General features: G+C 62.3%; 27 protein-coding genes. 14 read left to right on the forward strand and 13 right to left on the reverse strand.

Annotated features, from left to right (window positions below; translation table 11 throughout):
* Window positions 1-99: 99 nt before the first annotated feature.
* Window positions 100-351: a type II toxin-antitoxin system HicA family toxin gene (locus RHM69_RS07535; RefSeq protein ID WP_014718823.1), complete on the forward strand. Its 252-nt coding sequence runs from the start codon at window positions 100-102 to the stop codon at window positions 349-351.
* Entirely contained in the window at window positions 348-713 is a 366-nt protein-coding gene (locus RHM69_RS07540) for a type II toxin-antitoxin system HicB family antitoxin (protein WP_014718824.1), read from the forward strand. Before RHM69_RS07535 ends, RHM69_RS07540 begins: the two co-directional genes overlap by 4 nt.
* Here RHM69_RS07540 and RHM69_RS07545 read toward each other — a convergent pair whose 3' ends face one another.
* Window positions 714-1,886, reverse strand: coding sequence for an MFS transporter (locus RHM69_RS07545; RefSeq protein WP_122365675.1), 1,173 nt, complete (start codon window positions 1,884-1,886; stop codon window positions 714-716). It lies immediately after the preceding gene.
* A gap of 132 nt (window positions 1,887-2,018) precedes the next feature.
* On the opposite strand from RHM69_RS07545, the gene RHM69_RS07550 reads away from it, so the two are divergent.
* Complete coding sequence (locus RHM69_RS07550) at window positions 2,019-2,606, forward strand: TetR/AcrR family transcriptional regulator (protein WP_094774097.1); 588 nt, start codon at window positions 2,019-2,021, stop codon at window positions 2,604-2,606.
* On the opposite strand, the gene RHM69_RS07555 is transcribed toward RHM69_RS07550, so the two are convergent.
* A complete protein-coding gene (locus RHM69_RS07555) occupies window positions 2,590-3,945 on the reverse strand; it encodes an MATE family efflux transporter (RefSeq protein ID WP_200599879.1) in 1,356 nt (451 codons plus the stop codon). The genes RHM69_RS07550 and RHM69_RS07555 overlap by 17 nt on opposite strands.
* Window positions 3,946-4,025: 80 nt before the next feature.
* Window positions 4,026-4,856: an IclR family transcriptional regulator gene (locus RHM69_RS07560; protein WP_019816829.1), complete on the reverse strand. Its 831-nt coding sequence runs from the start codon at window positions 4,854-4,856 to the stop codon at window positions 4,026-4,028.
* Window positions 4,857-5,098: 242 nt separating this feature from the next.
* Here RHM69_RS07560 and RHM69_RS07565 point away from each other — a divergent pair, with 242 nt between their 5' ends.
* Genes RHM69_RS07565 through RHM69_RS07595 form a run of 7 tightly spaced genes read left to right on the forward strand, consistent with a single transcriptional unit; the run spans window position 5,099 to window position 11,537 of the window.
* Window positions 5,099-6,127: an ABC transporter ATP-binding protein gene (locus RHM69_RS07565; RefSeq protein WP_014718829.1), complete on the forward strand. Its 1,029-nt coding sequence runs from the start codon at window positions 5,099-5,101 to the stop codon at window positions 6,125-6,127.
* Window positions 6,124-6,969: an ABC transporter permease gene (locus RHM69_RS07570; RefSeq protein ID WP_014718830.1), complete on the forward strand. Its 846-nt coding sequence runs from the start codon at window positions 6,124-6,126 to the stop codon at window positions 6,967-6,969. The genes RHM69_RS07565 and RHM69_RS07570 overlap by 4 nt, the downstream gene beginning before the upstream one ends.
* Before the next feature lie 4 nt (window positions 6,970-6,973).
* Window positions 6,974-7,768: an ABC transporter permease gene (locus tag RHM69_RS07575; RefSeq protein ID WP_014718831.1), complete on the forward strand. Its 795-nt coding sequence runs from the start codon at window positions 6,974-6,976 to the stop codon at window positions 7,766-7,768.
* Window positions 7,768-8,058: a (2Fe-2S)-binding protein gene (locus RHM69_RS07580; RefSeq protein ID WP_014718832.1), complete on the forward strand. Its 291-nt coding sequence runs from the start codon at window positions 7,768-7,770 to the stop codon at window positions 8,056-8,058. Before RHM69_RS07575 ends, RHM69_RS07580 begins: the two co-directional genes overlap by 1 nt.
* Window positions 8,055-9,398, forward strand: coding sequence for an FAD-dependent oxidoreductase (locus tag RHM69_RS07585; RefSeq protein ID WP_014718833.1), 1,344 nt, complete (start codon window positions 8,055-8,057; stop codon window positions 9,396-9,398). Before RHM69_RS07580 ends, RHM69_RS07585 begins: the two co-directional genes overlap by 4 nt.
* A complete protein-coding gene (locus RHM69_RS07590; RefSeq protein WP_200599881.1) occupies window positions 9,395-10,492 on the forward strand; it encodes an NAD(P)/FAD-dependent oxidoreductase in 1,098 nt (365 codons plus the stop codon). The genes RHM69_RS07585 and RHM69_RS07590 overlap by 4 nt, the downstream gene beginning before the upstream one ends.
* A 13-nt stretch (window positions 10,493-10,505) precedes the next feature.
* Entirely contained in the window at window positions 10,506-11,537 is a 1,032-nt protein-coding gene (locus RHM69_RS07595; RefSeq protein WP_038450466.1) for an ABC transporter substrate-binding protein, read from the forward strand.
* Between the two features lie 3 nt (window positions 11,538-11,540).
* Here RHM69_RS07595 and RHM69_RS07600 read toward each other — a convergent pair whose 3' ends face one another.
* Both RHM69_RS07600 and RHM69_RS07605 read right to left on the reverse strand, forming a co-directional pair.
* Complete coding sequence (locus RHM69_RS07600; RefSeq protein ID WP_014718836.1) at window positions 11,541-12,188, reverse strand: nicotinamidase; 648 nt, start codon at window positions 12,186-12,188, stop codon at window positions 11,541-11,543.
* A 217-nt stretch (window positions 12,189-12,405) separates the two neighbouring features.
* Entirely contained in the window at window positions 12,406-13,179 is a 774-nt protein-coding gene (locus RHM69_RS07605; RefSeq protein ID WP_014718837.1) for an L-iditol 2-dehydrogenase, read from the reverse strand.
* Window positions 13,180-13,433: 254 nt separating this feature from the next.
* Here RHM69_RS07605 and RHM69_RS07610 point away from each other — a divergent pair, with 254 nt between their 5' ends.
* Window positions 13,434-14,381 (forward strand): AraC family transcriptional regulator, encoded by a 948-nt coding sequence (locus tag RHM69_RS07610; protein WP_014718838.1) that lies wholly within the window; start codon window positions 13,434-13,436, stop codon window positions 14,379-14,381.
* Here RHM69_RS07610 and RHM69_RS07615 read toward each other — a convergent pair.
* Window positions 14,363-15,175 carry an aminoglycoside phosphotransferase family protein gene (locus tag RHM69_RS07615; RefSeq protein WP_200599917.1) on the reverse strand — a complete coding sequence of 271 codons (813 nt, stop codon included), beginning with the start codon at window positions 15,173-15,175 and terminating at the stop codon, window positions 14,363-14,365. The two genes, RHM69_RS07610 and RHM69_RS07615, sit on opposite strands and share 19 nt — an antisense overlap.
* A 213-nt stretch (window positions 15,176-15,388) precedes the next feature.
* Between RHM69_RS07615 and RHM69_RS07620 the strand changes: the two genes are divergently transcribed.
* The gene (locus RHM69_RS07620; RefSeq protein WP_032872109.1) at window positions 15,389-16,339 is read left to right on the forward strand and encodes a nucleoside-specific channel-forming protein Tsx; all 951 of its coding nucleotides are present in this window, start codon (window positions 15,389-15,391) and stop codon (window positions 16,337-16,339) included.
* 14 nt (window positions 16,340-16,353) lie between these two features.
* Entirely contained in the window at window positions 16,354-17,385 is a 1,032-nt protein-coding gene (locus RHM69_RS07625) for a purine-nucleoside phosphorylase (protein ID WP_014718841.1), read from the forward strand.
* A gap of 151 nt (window positions 17,386-17,536) precedes the next feature.
* Here the strand turns inward: RHM69_RS07625 and RHM69_RS07630 are convergent, their stop codons facing one another.
* From RHM69_RS07630 to RHM69_RS07655, 6 genes are all read right to left on the reverse strand, one after another.
* Window positions 17,537-18,496 (reverse strand): quinone oxidoreductase family protein, encoded by a 960-nt coding sequence (locus tag RHM69_RS07630; RefSeq protein WP_014718842.1) that lies wholly within the window; start codon window positions 18,494-18,496, stop codon window positions 17,537-17,539.
* Between the two features lie 28 nt (window positions 18,497-18,524).
* Window positions 18,525-18,698, reverse strand: a complete 174-nt coding sequence (locus RHM69_RS07635) for a DUF1427 family protein (protein ID WP_014718843.1) — start codon at window positions 18,696-18,698, stop codon at window positions 18,525-18,527.
* Between the two features lie 69 nt (window positions 18,699-18,767).
* Window positions 18,768-19,544 carry an AraC family transcriptional regulator gene (locus RHM69_RS07640; protein ID WP_019816817.1) on the reverse strand — a complete coding sequence of 259 codons (777 nt, stop codon included), beginning with the start codon at window positions 19,542-19,544 and terminating at the stop codon, window positions 18,768-18,770.
* 114 nt (window positions 19,545-19,658) lie between these two features.
* On the reverse strand, window positions 19,659-19,829 hold the full coding sequence (locus tag RHM69_RS07645; protein ID WP_019816816.1) for a putative metallothionein: 171 nt from the start codon (window positions 19,827-19,829) through the stop codon (window positions 19,659-19,661).
* A gap of 88 nt (window positions 19,830-19,917) precedes the next feature.
* A complete protein-coding gene (locus RHM69_RS07650; RefSeq protein ID WP_014718845.1) occupies window positions 19,918-20,373 on the reverse strand; it encodes a DMT family transporter in 456 nt (151 codons plus the stop codon).
* 4 nt (window positions 20,374-20,377) lie between these two features.
* Window positions 20,378-20,866 carry a DMT family transporter gene (locus RHM69_RS07655; protein ID WP_014718846.1) on the reverse strand — a complete coding sequence of 163 codons (489 nt, stop codon included), beginning with the start codon at window positions 20,864-20,866 and terminating at the stop codon, window positions 20,378-20,380.
* Window positions 20,867-20,985: 119 nt separating this feature from the next.
* On the opposite strand from RHM69_RS07655, the gene RHM69_RS07660 reads away from it, so the two are divergent.
* On the forward strand, window positions 20,986-21,918 hold the full coding sequence (locus RHM69_RS07660; RefSeq protein ID WP_014718847.1) for a LysR family transcriptional regulator: 933 nt from the start codon (window positions 20,986-20,988) through the stop codon (window positions 21,916-21,918).
* 75 nt (window positions 21,919-21,993) lie between these two features.
* Here RHM69_RS07660 and RHM69_RS07665 read toward each other — a convergent pair whose 3' ends face one another.
* Window positions 21,994-23,313: an Nramp family divalent metal transporter gene (locus RHM69_RS07665; protein ID WP_054918680.1), complete on the reverse strand. Its 1,320-nt coding sequence runs from the start codon at window positions 23,311-23,313 to the stop codon at window positions 21,994-21,996.
* Between the last annotated feature and the right edge of the window lie 36 nt (window positions 23,314-23,349).

Raw genomic sequence — 23,349 nt, forward strand, 5'->3', positions numbered from 1 at the left:
TCGGGGGTTACATCAATCCCCGCGAAGCCGCACGAAGCTGAGCTAGCATTGACGAACACCACTTTTTGCAACTACATTTAGTTACACGCAGGGAACGCCGTGTCCAAGAATGAAAAGCTGCTCGCCAAACTGCTCAATGAGCACATGGCATTTACCTGGTCTGAGCTCGTCACGTTATTACGCCGATTGGGATACACACAGATTGAAGGGGCCGGAAGCCGGGTCAAGTTCGACATGGGCGACCCCAGTGCAATGATCACCCTGCACAAGCCTCACCCCGGCAACGAACTGAAACACTACATTCGGCGCCAGATCATCGAACAATTGAAATCAGGAGAACTGATTCAGTGAACAACCAACTGAAACACAAAGGCTACATCGGCTCCATCGAAGCCAGCCTCGAGGACAACTGCCTGTTTGGTAAAATCCTGTTCATCAAGGCATTGGTGAGCTATGAAGGCAAAACTGTGGCTGAACTGGACGCAGCCTTCCGTGGCGCGGTGGATGATTATCTCGCTACCTGCCAGAGCCTGGGGCACACGCCGGAGAAACCGTGCAAAGGTTCATTCAACGTACGTGTCGGGCATGACTTGCATTTGGCCGCTGCCCTGGCGGCAAACCGTAAGAAAGTGACATTGAATGATCTCACGCGTCAGGCGCTGAACGAATTTCTGCAGCATCACTACCCAGAGCCATGCCCGACGATTGGCTGACTATCCCAACCGCCGGTACCCCCCTACCGCCGAGCCCGCTACCACCGCCCCCGCCGCCAGCGCCACCCAGAATCCGCTGGTGGCGCCAAAGTGGTCGATCATCCACCCCGAACTCGCGGCGCCAATGGCCACGCCGATGCTCAGGCCGGTGATCAGCCAGGTCATGCCTTCGGTCAGGCGGCTGGCCGGGACGATCTGCTCCACCATGGCCATCGACACAATCAAGGTGGGCGCAAAGAACAGCCCGGAGATAAAGATGGCAGCGGCCAAGCCGGGAATATTGCTCACCAGCAGCAAGGGCAAGGTGGTCAACGCCGTGGCTACGCCGCAGTACAGGAACTGGCGTGGCAACGGTGCCTTGAGTTTAAGGGCACCGAAGGCCAACCCGGCCAGGCACGAACCAATGGCATACACCGACAGCACGATACTTGCCGCCGCCGGCTGGCCCTGATGCTGGGCGAAGGCCACGCTGACCACATCCACCACGCCGACGATCACGCCCATGGCCAACAGCAAAATCATCAGGATCAATACCGACGGCGAAGCAATCAGCCAACGACCGTGCGCGCCCTGATGCGCGTGTACCGGTGGCTCGGTTTGCCGTTGCAGCACAAAGGTGGTGACGCCCACCCCCAGCAACAGCGCCGCCACCAGGGGCCCGGCTTCTGGGAACACCGCCACGCTCAACCCCACCGAAATGGGCGGGCCGATGATGAAGCACACCTCATCGAGTACCGACTCCAGGGCAAACGCGGTTTGCAGCCTGGGCTGGCCACGGTACAACTCGGTCCAGCGCGCCCGCACCATGGCCGACATATTGGGCATGCAGCCCGCCAGCGCGGCGAACAGAAACAGCGTCCAATTCGGCGCGTGCAACCGCGTACACAGCAGCAACATCAATAGCGCCCCGCCGCCGATCAGCGCGGCAATCGGCAGCACCCTGCCCTGGCCGTAGCGGTCCACCCAACGTGACACTTGCGGCGCGCAAATCGCCGTGGCCAGGGCAAACACCGCCGCCACCGAACCGGCCAGGCCATAGCCGCCATGTACCTGGGACAGCATGGTGATCAGGCCGATGCCGGTCATGGATATCGGCATGCGCGCCAGCATGCCCGCGAGCACAAAGGCCCGGGCACCGGGGACCTGGAATAACTCAGCGTAGGGGTTTGCCATCCTGCTTGACCTCTTGCTCGACGCCCTGGGCTTGCTATCTGAATCCATCAGGGCAAAATACATACGACGCGTATGTGGTAGATCATGCTTCGCATACGCAGCGTATGTCAATCACTTAGCCAAGAGACGCCCATGAGCCGAGCCCGAGCTGAAATGATCGAAGACACCCGCGCCCGCCTGATAGCGAGCGCACGCCGGGCCTTCGCCACCCAAGGCTATGCCAATACCTCGATGGATGACTTTACTGCCCGTGCCGGCCTGACGCGCGGTGCGCTGTATCACCACTTTGGTGACAAGAAAGGGCTGCTGGCAGCGGTGGTCGCTCAACTCGACAGCGAGATGGACGTGCGCTTGCAACGCATCTCGGAGCAGGCCGTAGAGCCTTGGAGTGGTTTTTGCGAGCGCTGTCGCGCCTATCTGCGCATGGCCCAGGACCCGGAAATCCAGCGCATTGTATTGCAGGATGCCCCGGCGGTACTGGGCGACACCGGCTCCCAGCAACACTGCGTGGAGTCCTTGCGCCAATTGCTGGAGGCCCTGATGCAAGCGGGCCTGATGCCTACGGCCCCCAGCCACGCACTGGCGCAGTTGATCAACGGCAGCCTGGTCAATACCGCATTGTGGATTGCCCGCGATGAGCACCCGAGTACACGGCTGGAGGAAGGCTTGCAAGGCCTGGAGCTGCTTTTGCGCGGGCTGAGCCTCACACCAACCGCTTGATCTGCTTATGCCGCCACACCAAGCGGTAATAGGCGATCTGCAACACCAGCATCGCCAGGTAGGTCACCGGAAATGCCATCCACACTCCTTCCAATCCGAAGTGGGCGTTGAACAGATAGGCCATTGGCAGTTCCACGCAGAGCACGCAGAAGATCGAGATCGCCACCGGCATCAGCACCACCCCGCTGGCGCGCATGATGCCGCCAATCACCGCCTGGAAGCCAAATACCAGAATGCTCCAGAGCATGATGTGCAGCAGGTGTTCGGCCCGTACCCGTGCGCTGTCGTCGGTGATGAACAGGCCCAGCAACCAGTGGGATAGCCCATAGCCGAGCACGATCAAGCCACCGGTGAGGCACAGGTTGATTACAAGCCCCGTGCGCAGGATCGGCCCGATGCGCTCCAGGCGCCCGGCGCCAATCGCCTGGGCGCCGAGGATCGAGGCGGTAATGGCGATCGACAGCGCCGGGAACTGCACATAGTTGACGATCTGCGTCACCGCGCCATAGGCCGCCGTGGCCTGGGAACCGTGGCCGTTGACCAAAGCCAGGATGACCAGCTCTGACAGCGATAGCACCACCATCTGCAAGCCCGTCGGCAGGCCGATGCGCAGGACTTTGCCGAGGATAACGCGGTCCAGGCGCAAGGCGGCAAGCAGCTCGCGGTCTGGCGCCATCACGTGGTTTTTGTGGCGCAGGCGCAGGATCAGAAACAGCATCGCCAAGGCGTTACCCACCAGCCCGGCATACACCGCACTCTGGATGCCCATGGGTGGCAGGCCGATCCAGCCGCGAATCAGCGCAGGCGTGAGCAGCAAGCCCACCAGGGTGGAGACCATCAATGCCAGCAACGGCGAAATCGTGTCGCTGACGCCACGCAGCAGTTGGGTATAGAGGATGAACACCAGCAGCAACGGCATGATCAACATCATCATCTGGGCGTAGCCCACCGCATCGTCGAGCACATCCACCGGCGTGCCCAACGCCTGCAATGCCGGGCGCGCAAACAGGCTGCCCATCACGGCGGCCACCAGGCCCACCAACGCGCCCAGGGTCAGGGTGGCACCGGTAATCGCCTTGACCATTCCGGTCTCTTGGGCGCCCCATGCCTGGCCGATCAACACCGAGGCGCCCGCCCCCAGGCCGATCACCAGGGCGATAAAGAAAAACACGATGGGAAACATCCCCGACACCGCGGCCAAGGCCTGGGTGCCCAGCATCTGGCCGACGTAAATGCCGTTGAGGGTGCCGGAAAAGCTCTGCAGGAAATTGGACAGCACCATCGGTGCCAGGAACAACAGATAGATTTGCCACAGCGGACGTTGCAAAGGGTTTTGCATGAAAAATGGGGCCTCGAATCACGAAAGCGTCTCAGGGTTATACCGTAACTGGATCCAATATGCTGTTGTGAAGGCCCGGGTTAACCCCCAAAGGTCTGCGACGGCCTGCGCAACGTCGGGTCAAACGGATTGAGCCGCGGCCCGATGGCCGCCGCCTCGCGCTTCAACAACTCCACCACCATCGGCAAGCGGCTCGGCCCCAGGCGGTCGCTGATGGTCGCCACGCTCAACGCCGCGACCGCGTACCCGTCGCGGTTGAGGATGGGCACCGCCAGCCCTGCCATACCTTCCAGCACACCGGTGTTGCGTGCTGCATAACCCAGCTTGCGCACGTTCTCCACTTCGGAGCGCAGCAGCACTTCGTCGTACAGGTGGAAGTCCTTGAGCCGTGGCAGGTTGTAGCGGATCACCGTCTCGCGCTCTTCTTCCGGCAGAAACGCCAGGATCGCCAGGCTGCCCTGCCCCACACCCAAGGCCACGCGCCCACCGATATCGCCGGTGAAGGTACGAATCGGGTACGGACCCTCGCTGCGGTCCAGGCAAATGGCGTCGAAGCCGCTGCGCGCCAGCAGGAACAGCGAGTCCCCCAGCGACGCGCTCAGGCGCAACAGGCTGGGGCGCACCAGGTCGCGCAGGTTGCCGGTCTTGCCCGCGTTGGCCGCCAACGCGAAGAACTCCAGACTCAAGCGATAGCGTTTGCTGCGTGCATCCTGCTCAACCATGCCTTCGTCCATCAGGCTGCGCAGCAGACGATGGGTGGTGGGTTGGGACAAGCCCACCTGTTGGGCGAGCTGGGTGACCCGCTCGCCGCCCTCGGGTACCTCCCCCAGGGCTCGCAGCACAGCAAACAACCGGGAGACGCTGCCCGCACCGACTTCTTTGCCGCCATCAATTCGCTCAGTGGAATCCATAACACCTAATCTCGTTAGTAATTCTGCTCAATGAATAAATCGCAAAATAGTAGTCCGTTGAGTGAAATTCTACCTTCCACCCATCCTAGTCTTCGTCCTAATCTGCGTCCACAGGGGCGAATTGAACAACAACCGGCAGCCGACTTGAGATCGAGCGCCAACGCACCGGCACCGCACTTTTCGCATCTGCCCAAAACAAGAAAGCGCGTTTAGACGCGACTGAATAAAGGTGGAACGCAAACATGGCATTTCTCCAACTCAAGGCCTTGAGCAAACGCTATGGCGCCGTCGATGCGGTGGTCGCCACTGACCTGGCGGTGGAACAAGGCGAGTTCGTTTCCCTGCTCGGCCCTTCAGGCTGTGGCAAGACCACCACCCTGCAAATGATCGCCGGTTTCGTCGACGTCAGCGGAGGCCAGATCCTGCTCGACGGTCGCGACATTACCCACGCGAAACCCGCCAGCCGTGGCCTGGGCGTGGTGTTCCAGAGCTACGCGCTGTTCCCGCATATGAGCGTGCGCGACAACGTGGCCTTCGGCCTGAAGATGCGCAAGGTGCCTGCGGCCGATATCGCCACCCGCGTCAATACCGTGCTGGAGCTGGTGCGCCTGGCCCAGCATGCGCAGCGCTACCCTCGTGAGCTGTCCGGCGGCCAGCGCCAGCGCGTGGCCCTGGCCCGTGCGCTAGTGATCGAACCGCCGGTGTTGTTGCTCGATGAGCCGCTGTCCAACCTCGACGCCAACCTGCGCGAAGAGATGCAATTTGAAATCCGTCGTATCCAGTGCGCGGTGGGCATCACCACCCTGATGGTCACCCATGACCAGGCCGAAGCCCTGTCCATCAGCGACCGTGTGGTGGTGATGCAGGCCGGGCGTGTGACCCAGATCGACGCGCCGTACAAGCTCTATGAGCACCCGCGCACGCGGTTTATCTCGGACTTCGTCGGCAAGGCCAACCTGCTGGCCGGCGACTACGATGCGCTCGGCGCACCCCAAGTGCGTCACGACGGCGGCGCAGGCGAACTGACCCTGAGCCTGCGCCCGGAAAAAATCCAACTGGTGGAGCCTGGAACCGGGCGCATGCAAGGCAAAGTGCTGGACCGCTACTTTTTCGGCAGCCAATGGCTGTACCGCGTACACACCGCCCTGGGCGAAATCACTGTGGTGCGCAGTAACGACGGCAGCGCACCTTTGGCTGGCGGCGCGGCAGTGGGCCTGCAATGGCAGGCCGATTTGCTGCGGGTACTGGCCGCCGATGAGGTGCATCCATGAGTCGCGGTTACCTGCTCTCGCTGCCAGCGCTGGTGCTGTTTGCCGGGCTGCTGATCGTGCCGCTGGGCTTGACCCTGGTGCTGTCGTTCAATGTGTTCGACTACCAAGTGGGCGTGAAGGTCGATGAGTGGACCTTGGCCCATTATTGGGCGCTGTTGAGCGACGCCTACTTCTACGAGATTTTCTGGCGCACGTTCTGGATCAGTGCCCTGGTGACGCTACTGTGCGTGGTGATCGGCGTGCCGGAGGCTTACATCCTCAGCCGCATGGGCACGCCGTGGCGCTCGATTTTCCTGATAGTGATCCTCACACCGCTGCTGATCTCGGTGGTGGTACGCGCGTTTGGCTGGAGCCTGCTGCTGGGTGCCGACGGGCTGATTAACCAAATGATCCAGGCTCTCGGCGGCAGTCCGATGAAGCTGCTGTATACGCCCTTCGCCGTGATCATCGCGTTGGTGCACGTGATGCTGCCGTTCATGATCATCCCGGTGTGGACCTCCCTGCAAAAGCTCGATCCGTCAGCCGAACAGGCGGCGTTGTCCCTGGGCGCCAGCCAAGCGACGGTGATGCGCAAGATCGTATTGCCCCAAGTGATGCCCGGTGTGCTGTCCGGCACATTGATCGTGTTCGGCCTGGCCGCCAGCTCCTTTGCGATCCCCGGTCTGCTGGGCGGGCGACGCCTGAAGATGGTCGCCACCGTGGTGTACGACCAGTACCTCTCGGAACTCAACTGGCCCATGGGCGCGACCCTCGCGGTGGCGCTGCTGTTGGTCAATCTGCTGATCATGCTGAGCTGGAATCGCATGGTCGAAGGCCGCTACAAAAAGTCCCTGGGGGTTTAAGCGCATGTCCAGAAACGGTCCTTTGGCCCTCGGCTTTCATGCGGTGGTGGTGCTGTTCATGATGGCGCCGCTGGTGGTGGTGTGCCTGGTGGCATTCACGCCAGAGAACACCTTGAGCCTGCCCACGTCGGGCTTCTCCCTGCGCTGGTTTCGCGCAGTGTTCGAACGCGCTGACTTTATCCAGGCGTTCTACAACAGCCTTATCCTGGCCTTCACCGCCGCCACGCTGGCGACCCTGATTGCGGTGCCGGCGGCCCTGGCGATCAGTCGCTATGCGTTCCCGGGGCGCAATTTCTTCAGCGCGCTGTTCCTGTCGCCCATCATCATTCCGCACCTGGTGCTAGGGGTGGCCATGCTGCGCCTGTTTGCGCTGATGGGCGTAAACGGCAGCTTTACCTGGCTGATGCTCGCGCACGTGGTGATCATCACCCCCTACGTGCTGCGCCTGGTATTGGCGGCGGCCATCGGCATTGATCGCAGTGCCGAGCAGGCCGCCGAATCACTCGGCGCCGGGCGCTTTACGCTGTTCCGGCAGATCACCCTGCCAATGATTTTGCCTGGCGTGGCCGGTGGGTGGTTGCTGGCGTTCATCAACAGTTTCGATGAAGTGACCCTGTCGATTTTCGTCAGCTCGCCGGCCACGCAAACCCTGCCGGTGCGCATGTATGTGTACGCCACCGAGTCTATCGACCCGATGATGGCCGCCGTTTCGGCGCTGGTCATCGCACTGACGGCAGCGACCATGATTGTGCTCGACCGGGTCTACGGCCTGGACCGCGTACTGGTGGGGAAACACTGATGGCCTTGTTCAAGCGACTGAGCGAAACCCAACGCCCTGCCCTGGCCTTTACCCTCGACGGCCAACCCGCCACGGGGTTGCTCGGCGACACCCTGCTGACCGCCATGCTGACCTGTGCCGAGCACCTGCGCGGCAGCGATTTCAGTGCCGAGCGCCGCGCCGGGTTTTGCCTGATGGGCGCGTGCCAGGATTGTTGGGTGCGGCTGGCCGATGGGCGGCGGGTGCGCGCCTGTTCGACCCTGCTTGAAGACGGCCAGGCGATCAGCCGTGACCCGGGGCGCCAGCCATGAAGCCGGTGGTGATTGTGGGTGCAGGCCCGGCGGGGATCAGCGCGGCGCGCACGTTACTCGACCACGGCATCACACCTTGCCTGGTGGATGAGAGCCCGCGCGGTGGCGGGCAGATTTATCGCCGCCAACCTCCAGGGTTTCAACGCACCGCCAGGCAGGTCTACGGGTTTGAAGCGCGCAAGGCCCAAGCCGTGCACCGCACCATGGATGAACTGGCAGCCTTGATCGACTATCGGCCCGATACCTTGGTGTGGAACGCCGAGGACGGTCGCCTGGACATGCTCAATAACGGGCGCGCCGACAGCCTCGAATACGCGCAGGTGATAGTCGCCACCGGCGCCACCGACCGCATCCTGCCTGTGCCGGGCTGGACATTGCCCGGTGTCTACAGCCTGGGCGCGGCACAAATCGCCTTGAAGTACCAAGGTTGCGCGATTGGCGAACGCGTGGTGTTTTGTGGCTCCGGGCCGTTGCTCTATTTAGTCGCGTACCAATACGCAAAGGCCGGTGCCAAGGTGCTGGCGGTGCTTGACAGTGCGCCGCTGAGCGCCCAATGCCGGGCCTTGCCAGCGCTGCTCAGGCAACCGGCGACCCTGGCCAAAGGCATGTATTACCGCGCCTGGCTGACCGCCCACGGGATTGCCGTGCATCAGGGCGCAATGCTCAAGCAGATCGACGGCGACCAACGGGTGCGTGGCATTCGCTTCGGCGAACAGACCCTGCCATGCGATGCGGTGGCCTTCGCCCACGCCCTGCGCAGCGAAACGCAATTGGCCGATCTGCTCGGCTGTGAGTTTGCCTGGAACCCGCTCAATCGCGCCTGGCTGCCGCAACGTGACAGCGCCGGGCGCAGCAGTGTCGAAGGGGTGTACCTGGCGGGCGACGGCGCCGGGATCATGGGCGCCGATGCCGCGCAAATGGCCGGCGAATGTGCCGCGCTGGCGTTGCTGGAAGATACCGGCGTCGCGGTCGACCCGCACCGCCGGGCCACACTGGAGCGGCAGTTGGCGCGTATCCAGCGCTTTCGCCAGGGCCTGGAAACCGCGTTCCCCTTCCCCGAGCACTGGGCCGCGCAGGCGCCGGACGAACTGGTCCTGTGCCGCTGCGAAGAGGTCAGCGTCGGCGAGGTGCGCGCCGTGGTGGATGAAGGCCACTGGGAAATCAACCGGGTCAAAGCCCATTGCCGCGTCGGCATGGGCCGCTGCCAAGGGCGGATGTGCGGGTTGGCGGCGGCGGAAATCGTAGCAGAGCGCAGCGGCCGCGACCTCCCACAGATCGGGCGTCTGCGTGGCCAGGCGCCGATCAAGCCGCTGCCGTTTGGCGTGCAGGTGCAGCCATGATCGACGTCATCGTCTTGGGGGGTGGCATCGTCGGGGCTTCGGCGGCCTTGGTGCTCGCGCGAAAAGGCCAGCGGGTGGCACTGGTAGAACGGGATTTTTGTGGCTCGCACTCAAGCGGCGTCAATTACGGCGGCGTGCGGCGCCAGGGGCGGCCCTTGCATCAGTTACCGCTGTCCCAGCGCGCTCACCAACTGTGGGCCGACCTGCCTGGGTTGATTGGTATTGAGGGTGAATACGTGCGCTGCGGGCATTTGAAGCTGGCGCGCAGCCCCGGGGATTTTGCCGCACTGCAAGCCTACGCCGATCAGACCCGTGGCTTTGGCCTGGGCTTGCAGCTGTTGGACCGCAGCGAGTTGCGCAAGCGTTTTCCCTGGGTGGGCGACGTGGCAGTGGGCGCCTCGTTGTGCCCGGATGATGGGCATGCCAACCCGCGACTGGTGTCCCCAGCCTTTGCCCGTGCCGCCCAACGCCATGGCGCTGCGGTGTACGAGCAAGCCGAGGTGATCCGCATCGCGCACGACAGCCGACTGTTCCAGGTGCACTGCGCCAACGGCCTGCACTTGCAAGCGCCCTGGCTGCTCAACTGCGCCGGCGCCTGGGCTGGCAAGGTCGCCGCGCAATCGGGCGAGCCGGTGCCGATTATCTCGGCGCACCCGGCAATGCTGGTCACCGAGCCGCTGCGGGGAGTGATGACCGTCAGCACCGGCGTCGAGGGCGGCGGCATCTATGCCAGGCAAGTCGCCCGTGGCAATTGCATCCTCGGCGGCGGGCGCGGCTTTGCCCTCGGCCCACAGCAAGCCCGGCCGGGCCAGGCGGCGGTGCTGGAGATCCTGCGCAATGCCGGCGAACTCTACCCGTTTCTCCAGGGAGCCCAGGCCATTCGCACCTGGAGCGGCACCGAAGGTTACCTGCCCGACCACGAACCGGTGATCGGCCCCAGCAGTACCCAACCCGGCCTGCTCCACGGCTTCGGCTTTGCCGGCGCCGGGTTCCAGCTCGGCCCCGCGGTTGGTGAAGCCCTGGCAGAGATCGTCTGCGACGGCGCCAGCCGCCAACCCATCGAAGCGTTTTCCATCCGTCGTTTCCAAGCCTGAGAGGAAAAAACCCATGCAATCACGTCTCGCGTTGTCCTGCTTGTCCCTCGCCTTGCTCACCAGCACGGCCCATGCCGCCCCCACGCTGTACCTGGGCATGAACGGCGGTACCATGGAACGGGTGTACGCCGACAAGGTGCTGCCCGCCTTCGAAAAGGCCAATAACGCCAAGGTCGTGATCGTACCCGGCACCTCATCGGACATTCTTGCCAAGGTCCAGGCCAACCAGGCCAACCCGCAGATGCATGTGATGTTCCTCGACGACGGCATCATGTACCGCGCCATCTCCATGGGCCTGTGCGACAAGCTCGCGCCGAGCCCGCCACTGGAACAGATCCCGGCCAAGGCCCGAATCAAGGACGAAGCCGTGGCCGTGACCCTGGGCGTCACCGGTCTTGGCTACAACGCCAAGATGTTCAAAGACAAAGGCTGGGCCGCGCCCACCTCATGGATGGACCTGGCCGACCCGCGCTTCAAGGACAAAGTGGTGTTCCAATCCCTGGCCTCCTCCACCTTCGGCCTGCATGGTTTCCTGATGTTCAACCGCATCCAGGGTGGCGATGAAAGCAATGTGGAACCGGGTTTCAAGGCCTGGTCTACGACCGTGGGCCCCAACGTGCTGGAATACATCGCCAGCTCAGCAAAGATCTCCGAGATGGTGCAGACCGACGAAGCCGCGATCTTCCCCCTGACCCCGACCCAGGTCGCCACGCAAAAACTGCTCGGCATACCGATGGAGTACGCGCAGCCCAAAGAAGGTGCGGTGGTGCTCAACGTGGCCGAATGCGTGATCGCCCGCAATGACCAGCCGGAACTGGCGCAGAAGCTCGCAGCGTTCTTGCTGACTGCCGAGGCCCAGGCGCCGGCGTTGGAAGAAGGTGACCAGATCCCGTCGAACCCGACCACCCCCACCACCGACAAAACCCGCGCGCGGGTGGAGGCCATGCAGAGTTATCTGCAGACCGCCATTTCGATTGATTGGGACCAGGTCAACCAGGCACGGCCGCAGTGGAATGCGCGGTGGAGTCGGTCGATTGAGCGTTGAGGCTCAGCCCTGCGCAATCAGGGCCAGTTCTTCGCGGGTGCGACTGATGTATGCACCGGCCTTGAGCAATTCGTCGACAGCCTGTACACCGCCCTCCTCGCTGATGCCTCGGCACGCCGGCAAATGCAGGATCACTTGCAAGCCGGCCTTGAGCAATTGCAACGCGGTAGTCTTGACGCAATAGTCCAGCGCCAGGCCGCCGACGATCACGCGGGCCACGCCGTGGGCCTTGAGGTACTCGATGACGCCGGTGGACAGTTTGTCGTGCAGGTCGTGGTAACAGGCGCCGTAGGGGTGCAGGTCGGGCTCGACCCCTTTCCAGATGAAGTAGTCGTAGTCATAGGGGGTGGGCAACTCATCGAGCAGGGTGAACCCTTCGGTGCCGGGCACGCAGTGGCTGACCCAGGTCACATCGGCATGGGCCAGGCCGGTGGGTTGCAGCATCTCGCTGTGCTGCCCGACCACCCAGGGTGCGTGGGGGGTGTGGGCGTCCTTGCTGCCGATGCGGTGGCCGGCGAGACTGGCCATGTAATTGAGTTCGGCACCAATGCCGTCGCCACCGGCCACTGGCAACTCGTTGGGACACAAAGGCGTGAAGCTCTTCTGGGCGTCGACGTCGAATGAAGCGATGGCAGCTTTCGAAAGGCTCATGGTCGTTCTCGGGTGGTCTGCACGTACGACCGCCTCCGGGCGAGCGTAGAAATCTTGAAGTATGGGACAGTTTACTGCGGGGATCGATGCGTTGCTGACTTACCCTATTCTCAAGAACGCTGAAGTTCAAAGGTGGGGCTTGCCTGCGATGAGGCGAGTGAATCCACCAACGCTATCGCAGGCAAGCCAGCTCCCACAGTTAGATCAGCGTCAACCGCTAGTTCATCCAATTGCCGCCATCGACGTTATAGGTCTGGGCCACCACATAATCGGCGTCCGTCGACGCCAGGAAGATCGCCATGCCGGTCAGGTCTTCAGCCGTGCCCATCCGCCCAAACGGCACCTCATCCCCTACGCGCTTTTTCTTCTCGCCAGGCGCCAGCCCTTCATGCCTGGCGAACAACGCATCCACTGCGTCCCAATGCTCGCCGTCCACCACACCGGGGGCGATGGCATTGACATTGATGCCCTGCTTGATCAGGTTCAACCCCGCCGATTGCGTCAGGCTGATCACCGCCGCCTTGCTCGCACAATAAACTGCCACCAACGGCTCGCCTCGCCGCCCGGCCTGGCTGGCCATGTTGATGATCTTGCCGCCATGCCCTTGGCTGATCATCTGTCGGGCTGCGGCCTGCAGGGTGAACAGGGTGCCGGCGACGTTGATCGAGAACAGCCGTTCAAAGCTGTCGCGGGTGATGTCGACGATGGGGGCCAGGTCGAACAGGGCGGCGTTGTTGATCAGGATATCGAGCTTGCCAGCGTGGCTCACCACTGTGGCGATCGCCGCGTCGATGGAGGCCTGGTCGGTGACGTCCATCGCCACGGCGTAAGCCTGGGGCCCCAGTTCGGCGGCGGTGGCCTGGGCCTGTTGCAGGTTGATGTCGGCGATGGCCACGGTGGCGCCTTCAGCGATGTAGGCTTGGGCGAACGCACGGCCAATGCCTCGCGCCGATCCGGTGATCAGCGCGCTTTTACTTTCGAGTCGTTTCATGGGGGCTCCTGTGAAGGTTATTGCCGGTAGCCGGTGAACACCGCCGAGAACAGCTTGCCGACCTTTGTTGTTGAGCCTCGATTACAGCAGCTTGGCCTGCCGCCTCACAAACGGCTGGCGAATGCGCGGCTGATACTTTTTTAACCTGAGGCACAGGATCAAAAAAGTATCAGCCTCAGGCGAAACCAGGGCTAGCGCACCGATTGCCAGTGCGGGTATTTTGGGAAAATTGCACCACCACAAGAGGCAGCATCATGCCCGTCAGCCCCGCCACCCTGTTCGAGCATCGCCCTGCGGAGCTTGAGGTGATCCTGACCGAACCGGAACATGGTTTTCGCTGGTTCGAACATGACTATCCCTATGAACTGGCACGCTGGAACCACCACCCTGAATTCGAAATCCACCTGATCCGCCAAGGCAGCGGCAAGCTGGTGGCGGGCGACTATATCGGTGCGTTCAGCGCCGGGCATGTCGCACTGATCGGCCCTGACCTGCCTCACGACTGGATCGGCGACCTGGCCCCCGGCGAATACCTGCACGGGCGTGATGTGGTGCTCCAATTCGACGGCGCCGCCCTGCTCGCTCTGCGCACCACCCTGCCGGAACTGGGCGAGTTACAGGCGTTGTTTGAACAGGCGCGACGCGGCCTCGAATTCACCGGAGCAACCGCCACACACGCCGCCAGGCTGATGGAGGCCATCGGCAATGCCCATGGTCTGCAACGCCTGACCCTATTTCTGCAACTGCTCGATACGCTGAAGAACGCCCCGCCCTCACAGGCCAAGACCCTGGCCAGCCCGTGCTACGCACCGACCCTGGATGCGCGCAGCGCCGAACGTATCAACAAGGCGCTTGACTACCTGATGCGGGAACTGACCGGCGATGTACGCCTGTCGGACATCGCCCGGCAACTGGACATGAGCGAACCGGGCTTTTCGCGGTTTTTCAAACGCAACACTGGCCACGGCTTTATCGACCTGATGCGCAAGTTCCGCGTGCAGCGTGCCTGCCGCTTGCTGTTGCACAGCCAGATGTCAGTGGCGGACATCTGCTTTGAGGTGGGCTACGCCAACCTGTCGAATTTCAATCGCCACTTTCGTATCGAAATGCACCAGACGCCGAGTGAGTACCGGCGACAGGCCGCACTTCAATTATTCACCCCGGTTGCCCATCACCCGCCGCCCTACTCGTCCGCCCCTTGAGCCAGTGCCTGCTGTGCCAGACGGGCAACCTGCAACTCAATCATGGCACGCTCGCGCTCCTGGTCTTCCAGAAACCAGGCGGCAGACAACCCGGCATGAGCCACCACCCATTGCAACAAACGCGGACGTGAGAGGCCGGCCGCCAGGGCGATAACCCCAACCTGGCGGCTGAAACGCAGTGGATCGCTACTGGTCGGCAAGTCCGGATTGCAGATCAAATTGGCGTAATCGTAACCGCGCTCGCCCATCACCCGCTTTGGATCAATCGCCAGCCAGCCACGAGAGCCAAAGTCGAGGATATTGTCGTGATGGCAATCACCGTGCAGTACCACAACCTCCTGTTGCGCAGCCAGCAATATCCGGGCCGTCGCCGCGCAGTCGCGTAAGACACCGCCCTCCTGTTCGGCGGCGTGCCACAAGGATCGGAACCACTCATCCAGCCCAACCAACCCTTCGGGCGGCGACACACGAGGCGCATGCAGCCGGGCCAGAGTTGCGCAGGCGATCTGGCTGGCTTCGTCGTCCTGACCATTGAGGGCCATGCGCATCAAGGAACCTGAGCCCGTTGCGCGTTCCATTAACACTGCAGTGTGGTCATGGGAGAACACCCGTGCCGCGCCGTCACCTGCCCACCAGCTCAGCAGGCGGCCGCCGAGTTTTTCCTCAGGGGTATGAGCAATTTTCAACATCGCCGGCACGCCTTTCCAGCGGACCGGCAACAGGTCGCTGCCGGGTGTGACGATAGGCTGTCCATCAGCACTCAGCTCCCAGGCACGCAGGTAGTGTTCGAACATCAAGGTTCCTCCACAGGGGTGACGCATCAGGATGACAGAAATCCCAGTGTTTTCCTGACCAAAGCGTCGGCTAATTGCTCTTTTTTCTAAACAGTTCAAGCCATTGACCCAAGTTGGTACAACCTGTGCAAACGTTTGCGGAACGAACTTGACCGCCAAGTTCACTCCTCCCCGTCGAATCGGGTTTAAACCGCGTAAGAATAAGGACTTTCAATGCACCCCACCTCAAAGCCTCGTGCCGGTCTTGGCGTTTCGTTGCTACTGGCCGCCGTTACGGGAGTACTCAGTGCACCCATTTTGGCGCAGGAAAAGCCCGTGGATGACTCAGCACAGGGCGAAACCCTCAGCCCTGAAGCCAACCCCCCGGCGAAAAAAGGCGTGTATCTGTCCGAGTGGTTCAACCAGGACCTCACGCTGATCGGCAGCAAAGACATCAGTTTCGGCCCCAAGCCTCAAGATGACGTCTACCTGGAATACGAGTACTTCGGGCGCAAGGGCCCCTTTGAGTTGTACGGCTATATCGATGTACCGAAGATCCTCACCATCGGTAACAGTAATGACAAAGGTGTGTGGGACCATGGCTCGCCGGTGTTCATGGAGCATGAACCGCGGATCTCCATCGACTACCTCGCAGGACGCAGCCTGGCAATTGGCCCATTCAAGGAATGGTATGTGGCCTTTGACTGGATCTACGACCACGGCAGCCGCAAGGAAAACCGCGCCAACACCCTGTACAGCGGCCTGGGTACCGATATCGACACCCATTCGAGGGTCAACCTGTCGGCCAATTTCTACGGGCGCTACCAGTGGGAAAACTACGGCGCCAGCAATGAGTATTCCTGGGACGGCTACCGAGCGCAGATGAAGTACATCGTGCCCATCGGCAAGTTCGACAACGGCGCCTCGCTGACCTACATCGGTTTCACCAACTACGATTTCGGCTCGGACCTGCACAAGGACAACCCGGCGCGCACCGCCAACTCCCTGGTGGCCACCAACGTGTTGCTGTACTCGTTTACCCATCTGCGCTTTACCCTGGTCGGCCGTTACTTTCACAACGGCGGCAACTGGGAGGACGGCAGCGAGTTGAATTTCGGCGAAGGCAACTTCCGCGCACGCTCAGACGGCTGGGGTTACTACGCCGGCGTGGGCTATCAATTCTGATCAAGGAGCTGTAGATGAACGCATTGACCCGTGTCTCGCTGGCCTTCGGCCTGGCCCTATTGCCCCACATGGTGCTGGCGGATAGCCCAGCACCGATCAAACCCAAGGTGATGCTGATCACCATGTTTGCCCCCGAGGCGCAAACCTGGATCGACCGCCTCGAACTTAAACAAGAAGTACGCGTTCCAGGCTTGTCCGCCGAATATCCAGTGATTCGCTGCAACAACCAGGACGTGTGCCTGCTGGTGACCGGCATGGGCCAGACCAACGCTGCCGCATCTACCCTGGCCCTGGCCTTGTCGCCCAAGTTCGACCTGCGCCAGAGCTACTTCCTGATCGCCGGGATCGCCGGCATCAACCCCAAGCACGGCACCATCGGTACCGCCGCCTGGGCCCATTACCTGGTGGAGTTCGGCACGCAGTGGGAGCTGGATTCACGGGATGCGCCCAAGGACTGGCCGACGGGCTATATCGGGATCAACACCAAGGGGCCCAACGAAAAACCTCCGCTGGACTACAAGACCGAAGTGTTTGAGCTCAACCAAAAGCTGCAAGCCAAGGCGTTTGCCTTGTCGCACAAGGTGGAGCTGACAGAAAGCACAGAGTCCGCCGCCTGGCGCAAACACTACCCCGCCGCCCCGGCCAACCAGCCGCCGCAAGTCACCCGCTGCGACACCCTGGCGGGCAACACTTGGTTTTCCGGCACGCGGTTGAGCGAACGTGCCGAAGTCTGGACCCAGTTGCTCACCGACAATAAAGGCGAATACTGCACCACCCAACAGGAGGACAACTCCACCTACGAAGCGCTGCTGCGCGCCAGCCGCGAAGGCTTGGTGGATATCCAGCGTCTGGCCGTGGTGCGCGCAGGCTCTGACTTTGACCGGCCTTACCCTGGCTACAGCGAAGTGGACAACCTGCTCAAGTATGCCGATCAGGGTGGGTTTGTACCGGCGCTGGAAAACCTGTACCGCACGGGCAACCCGTTGGTCCAAGCGATTGTGAAGAACTGGTCGGCGTGGGAAAAAGGCGTTCCCGAAACCGAATAAAGATCAACATTGTGGGAGCGGGCTTGCTGTGGCGAGCAAGCTTGCTTGCGCTGGGGTGCGTAGCGCCCCCAAAAAAGCCGGCTCCAGCTGCGCTGTCGAGCGGGAGCAAGCTTCCTCGCCACAGCAAGCCCGCTCCCACATTTCTATCCCATCAGGGCAGGAAAATGATTTTGTCTGGGCTGCCGTTGTTCACTTCTGCATAGCACTGAACACCCTCCACCAACGCCACTTCACGCAACCCCGTAGGCAGCGGCAACAGGCCTTCATCAAAGAAGCGCCCAAACGCCTCCAGCATCACCGCGCATTGTTCGCAGCTATAGAGCAAAGAGTTGATCCCCACCACCGACCCGCCCTTACGGTACAGCGCCAGGGCCGGTAACTGCACGTGGCCGTCAACCGGGGCGGCGATGATGGCGATGCGGCCGAACGGTGCCAGCCCCGCCACCGCGGCAGGCAGCCAGAAACCGGTAGTGTCAAAGATCACGTCGGCGCCGCCATTGAACACGGCCTGCACTTGCGCGCCCAGTTCCTCCGGCTTGCCCAAGGCAATCGCCTCCAGCCCTTGGGCCTGCAACAACTCGAGCTGATCGGCCTTGCGCACGGCCGCCAATACCTGCGCACCGCGTATCTTCGCCAGCGCCAACGCCGCACTGCCGACCGCGCCGTTGGCGCCGATCACCAGCAAGCGCGTGCCCTTGCCAACGCCGCTGCGCTCCAGGGCGTCCCAGGCGGTGGTAAAGGGCACACCGAGGCTGGCCGCCTGGGCAAAGCTCAAGTGCGTGGGTTTGTGCGCTACGCCCTTGGCTGACACGCGCAGGTATTGGGCATGGGAACCGTCAGCGAAAAACCCCAGGTCACGACCGGTGCCCCAAACCTCCTGGCCGAGCAATGCCTGCGGGCCTTCCACCACCACGCCTGCGAAGTCACGCCCAGGGATGCGTGGCAGCGTGGTGTAGGGGAAACGGCCAAGCACGTTTTTGACGTCGCTGGGGTTCAGGCCCGCCGCGTTGACCTTGACCAACACTTCGTCGGCAGACGGTACCGGCATGGGCACCTCCACCAGGCGCAGGTGGGCGAGGTCGCCGGTGTCGGTAAATTGCAGTGCGTTCATAGAGGGCATCCGTGGAAGGGAAAAGGGATCAGGACAACCAACCACTGACCAACTGCCGCGCCATGGGCCAGAGCTTTTCGCCGAGCAGCATGCCCATCAGGCCGACCAGTGCGATAGCGGGCGGTGCAGGCGAGCGGAAGTCCAGCGCGCCGTAGATCACGCCGACAAACAGGCCGATGGCCAAGGAAATCAAATAGCTCATGAAGGCTGCGCCCGGTGGATTGATGGGCTCAGTCTAGGGCGCACCTACCGTGGGTATCGGCCAAGTGCTTCAGGATTTCGGCCAACTCCGGTACTGCGACGGCGACACGCCCAATTCGCGTCGGAACATGTCGCTGAAGCTGCTGGGCGAGTAACCCAGGGTGCGCGCTATGCCGCTCACCGACTGGCCTTGGATCAACTCCGCAGCCGCCGTGGCCAACTGCACCTGACGGCGCCACTGGGCAAACCCCATGCCCAGGTGCTGCTGGAACAGCCGCGCCAGGGTGCGCACGCTGGCGCCCGCTGCCTCGGCGTGCTGTTCGAACGGGATGTCCAGGGAAGGCGCAGCCATGACCGCCTGGCACGCATTGATCAGCCGACGATCCGCCGCCACCGGCATGGCGATGCGAATAGGCGAGCGCCGTGCGCGTTGCAACTCCAACAGAGCCAGGCCCACCACAGCGTCATAGTAAACCGCATCACCGTGATCACCCTGCTCGACCAAGGTCACGATCAACTCCCGCAACAAGCGGCCCACTTCGATGACCTGCACCTGGCTGTCCAGCGTCGCCGCCAACGCCGGGCGCAGGTAGATATTGCGCATCTGCAAATCGGAGACCACACGGATCCCGTGCTCCACCCCCGGCGGCAACCACACTGCACGCTGGGGCGGCACTACCAGGGCTTCGCGGGGCGTCTCGACCCACATCACACCGCTCATGGCGTAGAGCAACTGGCCCCAATCGTGGCTGTGCGGTTCTACGTACAACCCACGCGGGTAGGTACGCGCCAACGGCTGCACGGGAACGGCGTGATCACTAAGGTCGGGGGGCGCGGCCAGGGCCATGGCGGTACACATCAAACAAGGACGGGCGACCATGGTAAAGACTGGTCGCCGGCAAGCGAACTGTTTTTACTCATCCTGCAGGCACCGGGTGCCCGGGCCTGCAGGTCAATCCTGTCAACCGTGGGCCGACTTGGCGCATTCGCATCCCGTCGCCGCCGCGCAGGGTTCACCGTGAGCATGGTGCTCGGCACAGCCCTGGCAGCAATAGCCCTTGCCGTCTTTCATTATTGCGTCAGCGCCCAGTACACATTTGCAGTGAGGGCAAGCACAGGTTTGATCTGGCATGGTCAGACTCCTTGTTCATGGTCGTCCGATGCGGCGAGCGCCGCACCTTAAGCAGTGACCCTGGGCAAGCAAGCATGGTTCAGCGCCGTCAGTCGGCCCGGCGGCTATTACTGCGGTACATGAACACCAACGCCAGGGCGAGCAACAGCATCGCGAGGATACGACTGCCCGACAGCTCGATCGCCGGGTTGCCCAGCCAGCCAAAGTTGTCGATCAACATGCCCATGCCCAGTTGCCCGACAATCACGGCCACCGTGGCGACGGCCGTACCGACCACCGGCACCGCGCCGACCATCACCATCATGTACACCACGCCAAACAGGGCACCGGTCAATTGCCACTTTGGCACCTCCAGCAGGCTGACGGCCTGGGCCGGCTCGAAGAAAAATATCAACAACGCCGTGGTCAGCGCGCCCACCGCGAAAGTCAACAGACTGCTGCGCAACACTCCCACAGTCTGGCCCAGACGCCCATTGATAGCGGCCTGCACACTCAGCACCGCCCCCGCCGCAATCACCATCACCAACAACATAAATAGATTCATCGCCTTAGCCTCGTGCAATCAGAACCAGTGCCGCCACAATCAACGCCAACGCGATCCAGCGCTCGCCATTGACCCGTTTGCGCGCGGTGCCGAACCAGCCGAAGTGGTCGATCAACACACTCTTGCCCACCTGGCCCGAGAGAATCGCGATCATGGTCATCGCGATGCCGATGTGCGGTGTAGCCAGGGTCAACACCACTACATACATCGGCCCCAGAAACCCGCCGATCAACTGCCAGCGCGGCAGCTGCGTGAATGCCGGGCCCTTTTGCGGGCCGCTGAACAGCAGCAGTAAAAACAGAATCGCCGTGCCAACGCCAAAGATGCTCAACGTCGCCCACAAATGCCCGACCTGCGCGCCCAATGGCCCGAGCAACCCGGCCTCCACCGACAGGCCCATGCCCGCCAGAATCACCAACGGCAACAGCAGCAGCCGTAAAAGGTTGTTGCTCGGCCTGGCCTGCGCCAGGCCTTCGGTAGAACGTGCCTGCATACATCACCCGTGTATCAAAAAAGGAAAAACATGGCGCGCATTATCCGGTGGCCGCGCTGTGCGATAAATGGGAGTATGTGGACAACACCTTTGCGTAAAACGCACAGCCTGGAGAGATGATGCAGGGCTTGAATGAACTGAGTTTCAAGGCGCTACGCCTGTTTGTGGCCGTGCTGGACCAAGGCAGCTTTTCCGAAGTGGCCCGCCGCGAAAGCCTGGCGCCCTCCTCCATTTCGCGGCAGATTCAACTGATGGAACAGGCCGTCGGCCAGCAATTGCTCTACCGCCATACGCGTGCCGTCAGCCCCACCGAAGCCGGCCGCCTGCTGGGCCGCCACGCACGCTTGCTACTGGAGCAGTTGGAGACGGCGAACCAGGCCCTGCAGGAGCAAGACAGCGAGCCCAGCGGCCTGGTGCGCATCAACGCGCCCATGGTGTTCGGCCAGCGCCACCTTGCACCCTGGCTGGGAGCGCTGTGCCGGCGCTACCCGAAGTTGCAGCTGGATATCCAGCAAACCGACACCTTCGTCGACCCGCTGCAAGATGGCACCGACCTGCTGTTTCGTATCGGCGTGCTCAATGACTCGGGCATGCAGGCGCGCATCTTCGCGCCGCAACGCTTTCGCATCGCGGCCAGCCCTGCTTACCTGGCCCAACATGGCACGCCGCGCCACCCTGACGAACTGGCCCACCACCATTGCCTGGCCTACAAAGGCATCACCGGTCAGCAGCGCTGGTTCTTCCGCCGCGGCCAAGGCGACTGGACTGCGTACAGCGTCAGCGGCCCCATCACCGGCAACCACGCCGACACCCTCACCCACGCCGCCGAACAAGGCCTGGGCCTGGTGGTGTTTCCGTCCTGGCTGATTGGCGAAAGCCTGCGCGCCGGTACCTTGCAGGCGGTGCTGAGTGAGTACGAGGTCGCGACAACCCTGGAGCCCCAACAGATCGCTGCGTTGTGGCCGGGCAGCCGCAGGTTGTCGCTGAAGGTGCGCACGGTGATCGACTATTTCGTGGAGTGTTTTGGGACGGTGCCGTATTGGGATCGGTGAGTGTGACCGCCCCCTGACGGAGCGCAAACTGTTCGAAGGCCGGGTTGAGAAAAAGAGCACTGACTCAACCCTGGCTCAGAACACCCACTGCCCGATCAACCACGCATTCGCCCCACTGATCACCGCGAACAGAAACCACGCCAGCAGCCGCGTGGGCAACCGGTTGACGAACGGCCCCATCAATTGCTTGTCGCCGGTCATGCGGATCAACGGGTACAACGCAAAGGGCAATTGCAGGCTCAGTACCACCTGGCTGAGAATCAGCAGCTTGCCGATAGCATCGTCACCCATCAGCCACACCCCGAGAAACGCCGGGATCAGCGCCAGCCCACGGGTAATCAGGCGGCGCTGCCAGCAGGGTATGCGCAGGTTGAGGTAACCCTCCATAATCACTTGCCCGGCGATGGTGCCGGTAAAGGTCGAACTCTGGCCCGAAGCCAGCAAGGCGATACCGAACAGGATGCTGGCGAAAGCACCGCCGACCAAGGGGTCGAGCAGGTGATAGGCGTCCTGGATTTCCACCACATCGGTATGGCCGGTCTTGTAGAAGGCCGCTGCGGCTAGCACCAGGATCGCGGCGTTGACCAACAGCGCCAAGGCCAGGGAGCCGATGGTATCGATACGCGCCAGCTTGACTGCATCCTGCTTGCTCGCCAGGTCCTTGCCGATCAGGCGGGTCTGCACGATAGAGGTGTGCAGGTAGAGGTTATGGGGCATGACCGTGGCGCCGAGGATGCCGATGGCCAGGTACAACGGCGCCGCATCGCTGATGGCCGACAGTGACGGGGTGAACCCGCTGAGCACGTCGGGCCAGTAGGGTTTGATCAGCACCAGTTCGATGAAAAAGCACACGCCGATGGTGGCGACCAGCGCTAGCATGATCGCTTCCAGGCGCCGAAAACCGCGATTTTGCAGGGCCAGGATCAACAGCGTGTCGAATGCAGTGATGACAATGCCGGTGGTCAGCGACACGCCCAGCAACAGGTGAAACGCCAGGGCGCAGCCGAGCACTTCGGCAAGGTCTGTGGCGATGATGGAGATTTCCGCCAACACCCACTGGGTACGAGCAGAGCGCTGGCTGTAGCGCTCACGACACAGTTGCGCCAGGTCCTTGCCAGTGGCGATGCCCAGCCGCGAACACAGGCATTGCACCGCCATCCCCGCCAGGCTGGCCAGCAGCACCACAAACAACAGGCTATAGCCGTAGCGTGAACCGGCCTCAATGGCCGTTGCCCAGTTGCCGGGGTCCATATAGCCGATGGAGATCAACAGGCCGGGGCCAGCGAACATCAGCACCCGTTTAAAAAACGAGGCCTTGGGATCAACAGCGACAGAGCCGGCCACTTCCGGCGGGCAGAACGGGGCGGTGGCGATTTTCGGCAGGCTGAATTTCACGCGGTATTCCAGGCAAATACACAAGACTTGGGCAGC

It is taken from the genome of Pseudomonas sp. CCI1.1, assembly GCF_034348165.1.
Classification (GTDB): Bacteria; Pseudomonadota; Gammaproteobacteria; order Pseudomonadales; family Pseudomonadaceae; genus Aquipseudomonas; species Aquipseudomonas paracarnis.

Coding starts and splice junctions, on each gene's coding strand:
- RHM69_RS07545 (WP_122365675.1), bottom strand. CDS start 1,886: ATGGCAAACCCCTACGCTGAGTTATTCCAGGTCCCCGGTGCCCGGGCC.
- RHM69_RS07550 (WP_094774097.1), top strand. CDS start 2,019: ATGAGCCGAGCCCGAGCTGAAATGATCGAAGACACCCGCGCCCGCCTG.
- RHM69_RS07555 (WP_200599879.1), bottom strand. CDS start 3,945: ATGCAAAACCCTTTGCAACGTCCGCTGTGGCAAATCTATCTGTTGTTC.
- RHM69_RS07560 (WP_019816829.1), bottom strand. CDS start 4,856: ATGGATTCCACTGAGCGAATTGATGGCGGCAAAGAAGTCGGTGCGGGC.
- RHM69_RS07565 (WP_014718829.1), top strand. CDS start 5,099: ATGGCATTTCTCCAACTCAAGGCCTTGAGCAAACGCTATGGCGCCGTC.
- RHM69_RS07570 (WP_014718830.1), top strand. CDS start 6,124: ATGAGTCGCGGTTACCTGCTCTCGCTGCCAGCGCTGGTGCTGTTTGCC.
- RHM69_RS07575 (WP_014718831.1), top strand. CDS start 6,974: ATGTCCAGAAACGGTCCTTTGGCCCTCGGCTTTCATGCGGTGGTGGTG.
- RHM69_RS07580 (WP_014718832.1), top strand. CDS start 7,768: ATGGCCTTGTTCAAGCGACTGAGCGAAACCCAACGCCCTGCCCTGGCC.
- RHM69_RS07585 (WP_014718833.1), top strand. CDS start 8,055: ATGAAGCCGGTGGTGATTGTGGGTGCAGGCCCGGCGGGGATCAGCGCG.
- RHM69_RS07590 (WP_200599881.1), top strand. CDS start 9,395: ATGATCGACGTCATCGTCTTGGGGGGTGGCATCGTCGGGGCTTCGGCG.
- RHM69_RS07595 (WP_038450466.1), top strand. CDS start 10,506: ATGCAATCACGTCTCGCGTTGTCCTGCTTGTCCCTCGCCTTGCTCACC.
- RHM69_RS07600 (WP_014718836.1), bottom strand. CDS start 12,188: ATGAGCCTTTCGAAAGCTGCCATCGCTTCATTCGACGTCGACGCCCAG.
- RHM69_RS07605 (WP_014718837.1), bottom strand. CDS start 13,179: ATGAAACGACTCGAAAGTAAAAGCGCGCTGATCACCGGATCGGCGCGA.
- RHM69_RS07610 (WP_014718838.1), top strand. CDS start 13,434: ATGCCCGTCAGCCCCGCCACCCTGTTCGAGCATCGCCCTGCGGAGCTT.
- RHM69_RS07615 (WP_200599917.1), bottom strand. CDS start 15,175: ATGTTCGAACACTACCTGCGTGCCTGGGAGCTGAGTGCTGATGGACAG.
- RHM69_RS07620 (WP_032872109.1), top strand. CDS start 15,389: ATGCACCCCACCTCAAAGCCTCGTGCCGGTCTTGGCGTTTCGTTGCTA.
- RHM69_RS07625 (WP_014718841.1), top strand. CDS start 16,354: ATGAACGCATTGACCCGTGTCTCGCTGGCCTTCGGCCTGGCCCTATTG.
- RHM69_RS07630 (WP_014718842.1), bottom strand. CDS start 18,496: ATGAACGCACTGCAATTTACCGACACCGGCGACCTCGCCCACCTGCGC.
- RHM69_RS07635 (WP_014718843.1), bottom strand. CDS start 18,698: ATGAGCTATTTGATTTCCTTGGCCATCGGCCTGTTTGTCGGCGTGATC.
- RHM69_RS07640 (WP_019816817.1), bottom strand. CDS start 19,544: ATGGCCCTGGCCGCGCCCCCCGACCTTAGTGATCACGCCGTTCCCGTG.
- RHM69_RS07645 (WP_019816816.1), bottom strand. CDS start 19,829: ATGCCAGATCAAACCTGTGCTTGCCCTCACTGCAAATGTGTACTGGGC.
- RHM69_RS07650 (WP_014718845.1), bottom strand. CDS start 20,373: ATGAATCTATTTATGTTGTTGGTGATGGTGATTGCGGCGGGGGCGGTG.
- RHM69_RS07655 (WP_014718846.1), bottom strand. CDS start 20,866: ATGCAGGCACGTTCTACCGAAGGCCTGGCGCAGGCCAGGCCGAGCAAC.
- RHM69_RS07660 (WP_014718847.1), top strand. CDS start 20,986: ATGCAGGGCTTGAATGAACTGAGTTTCAAGGCGCTACGCCTGTTTGTG.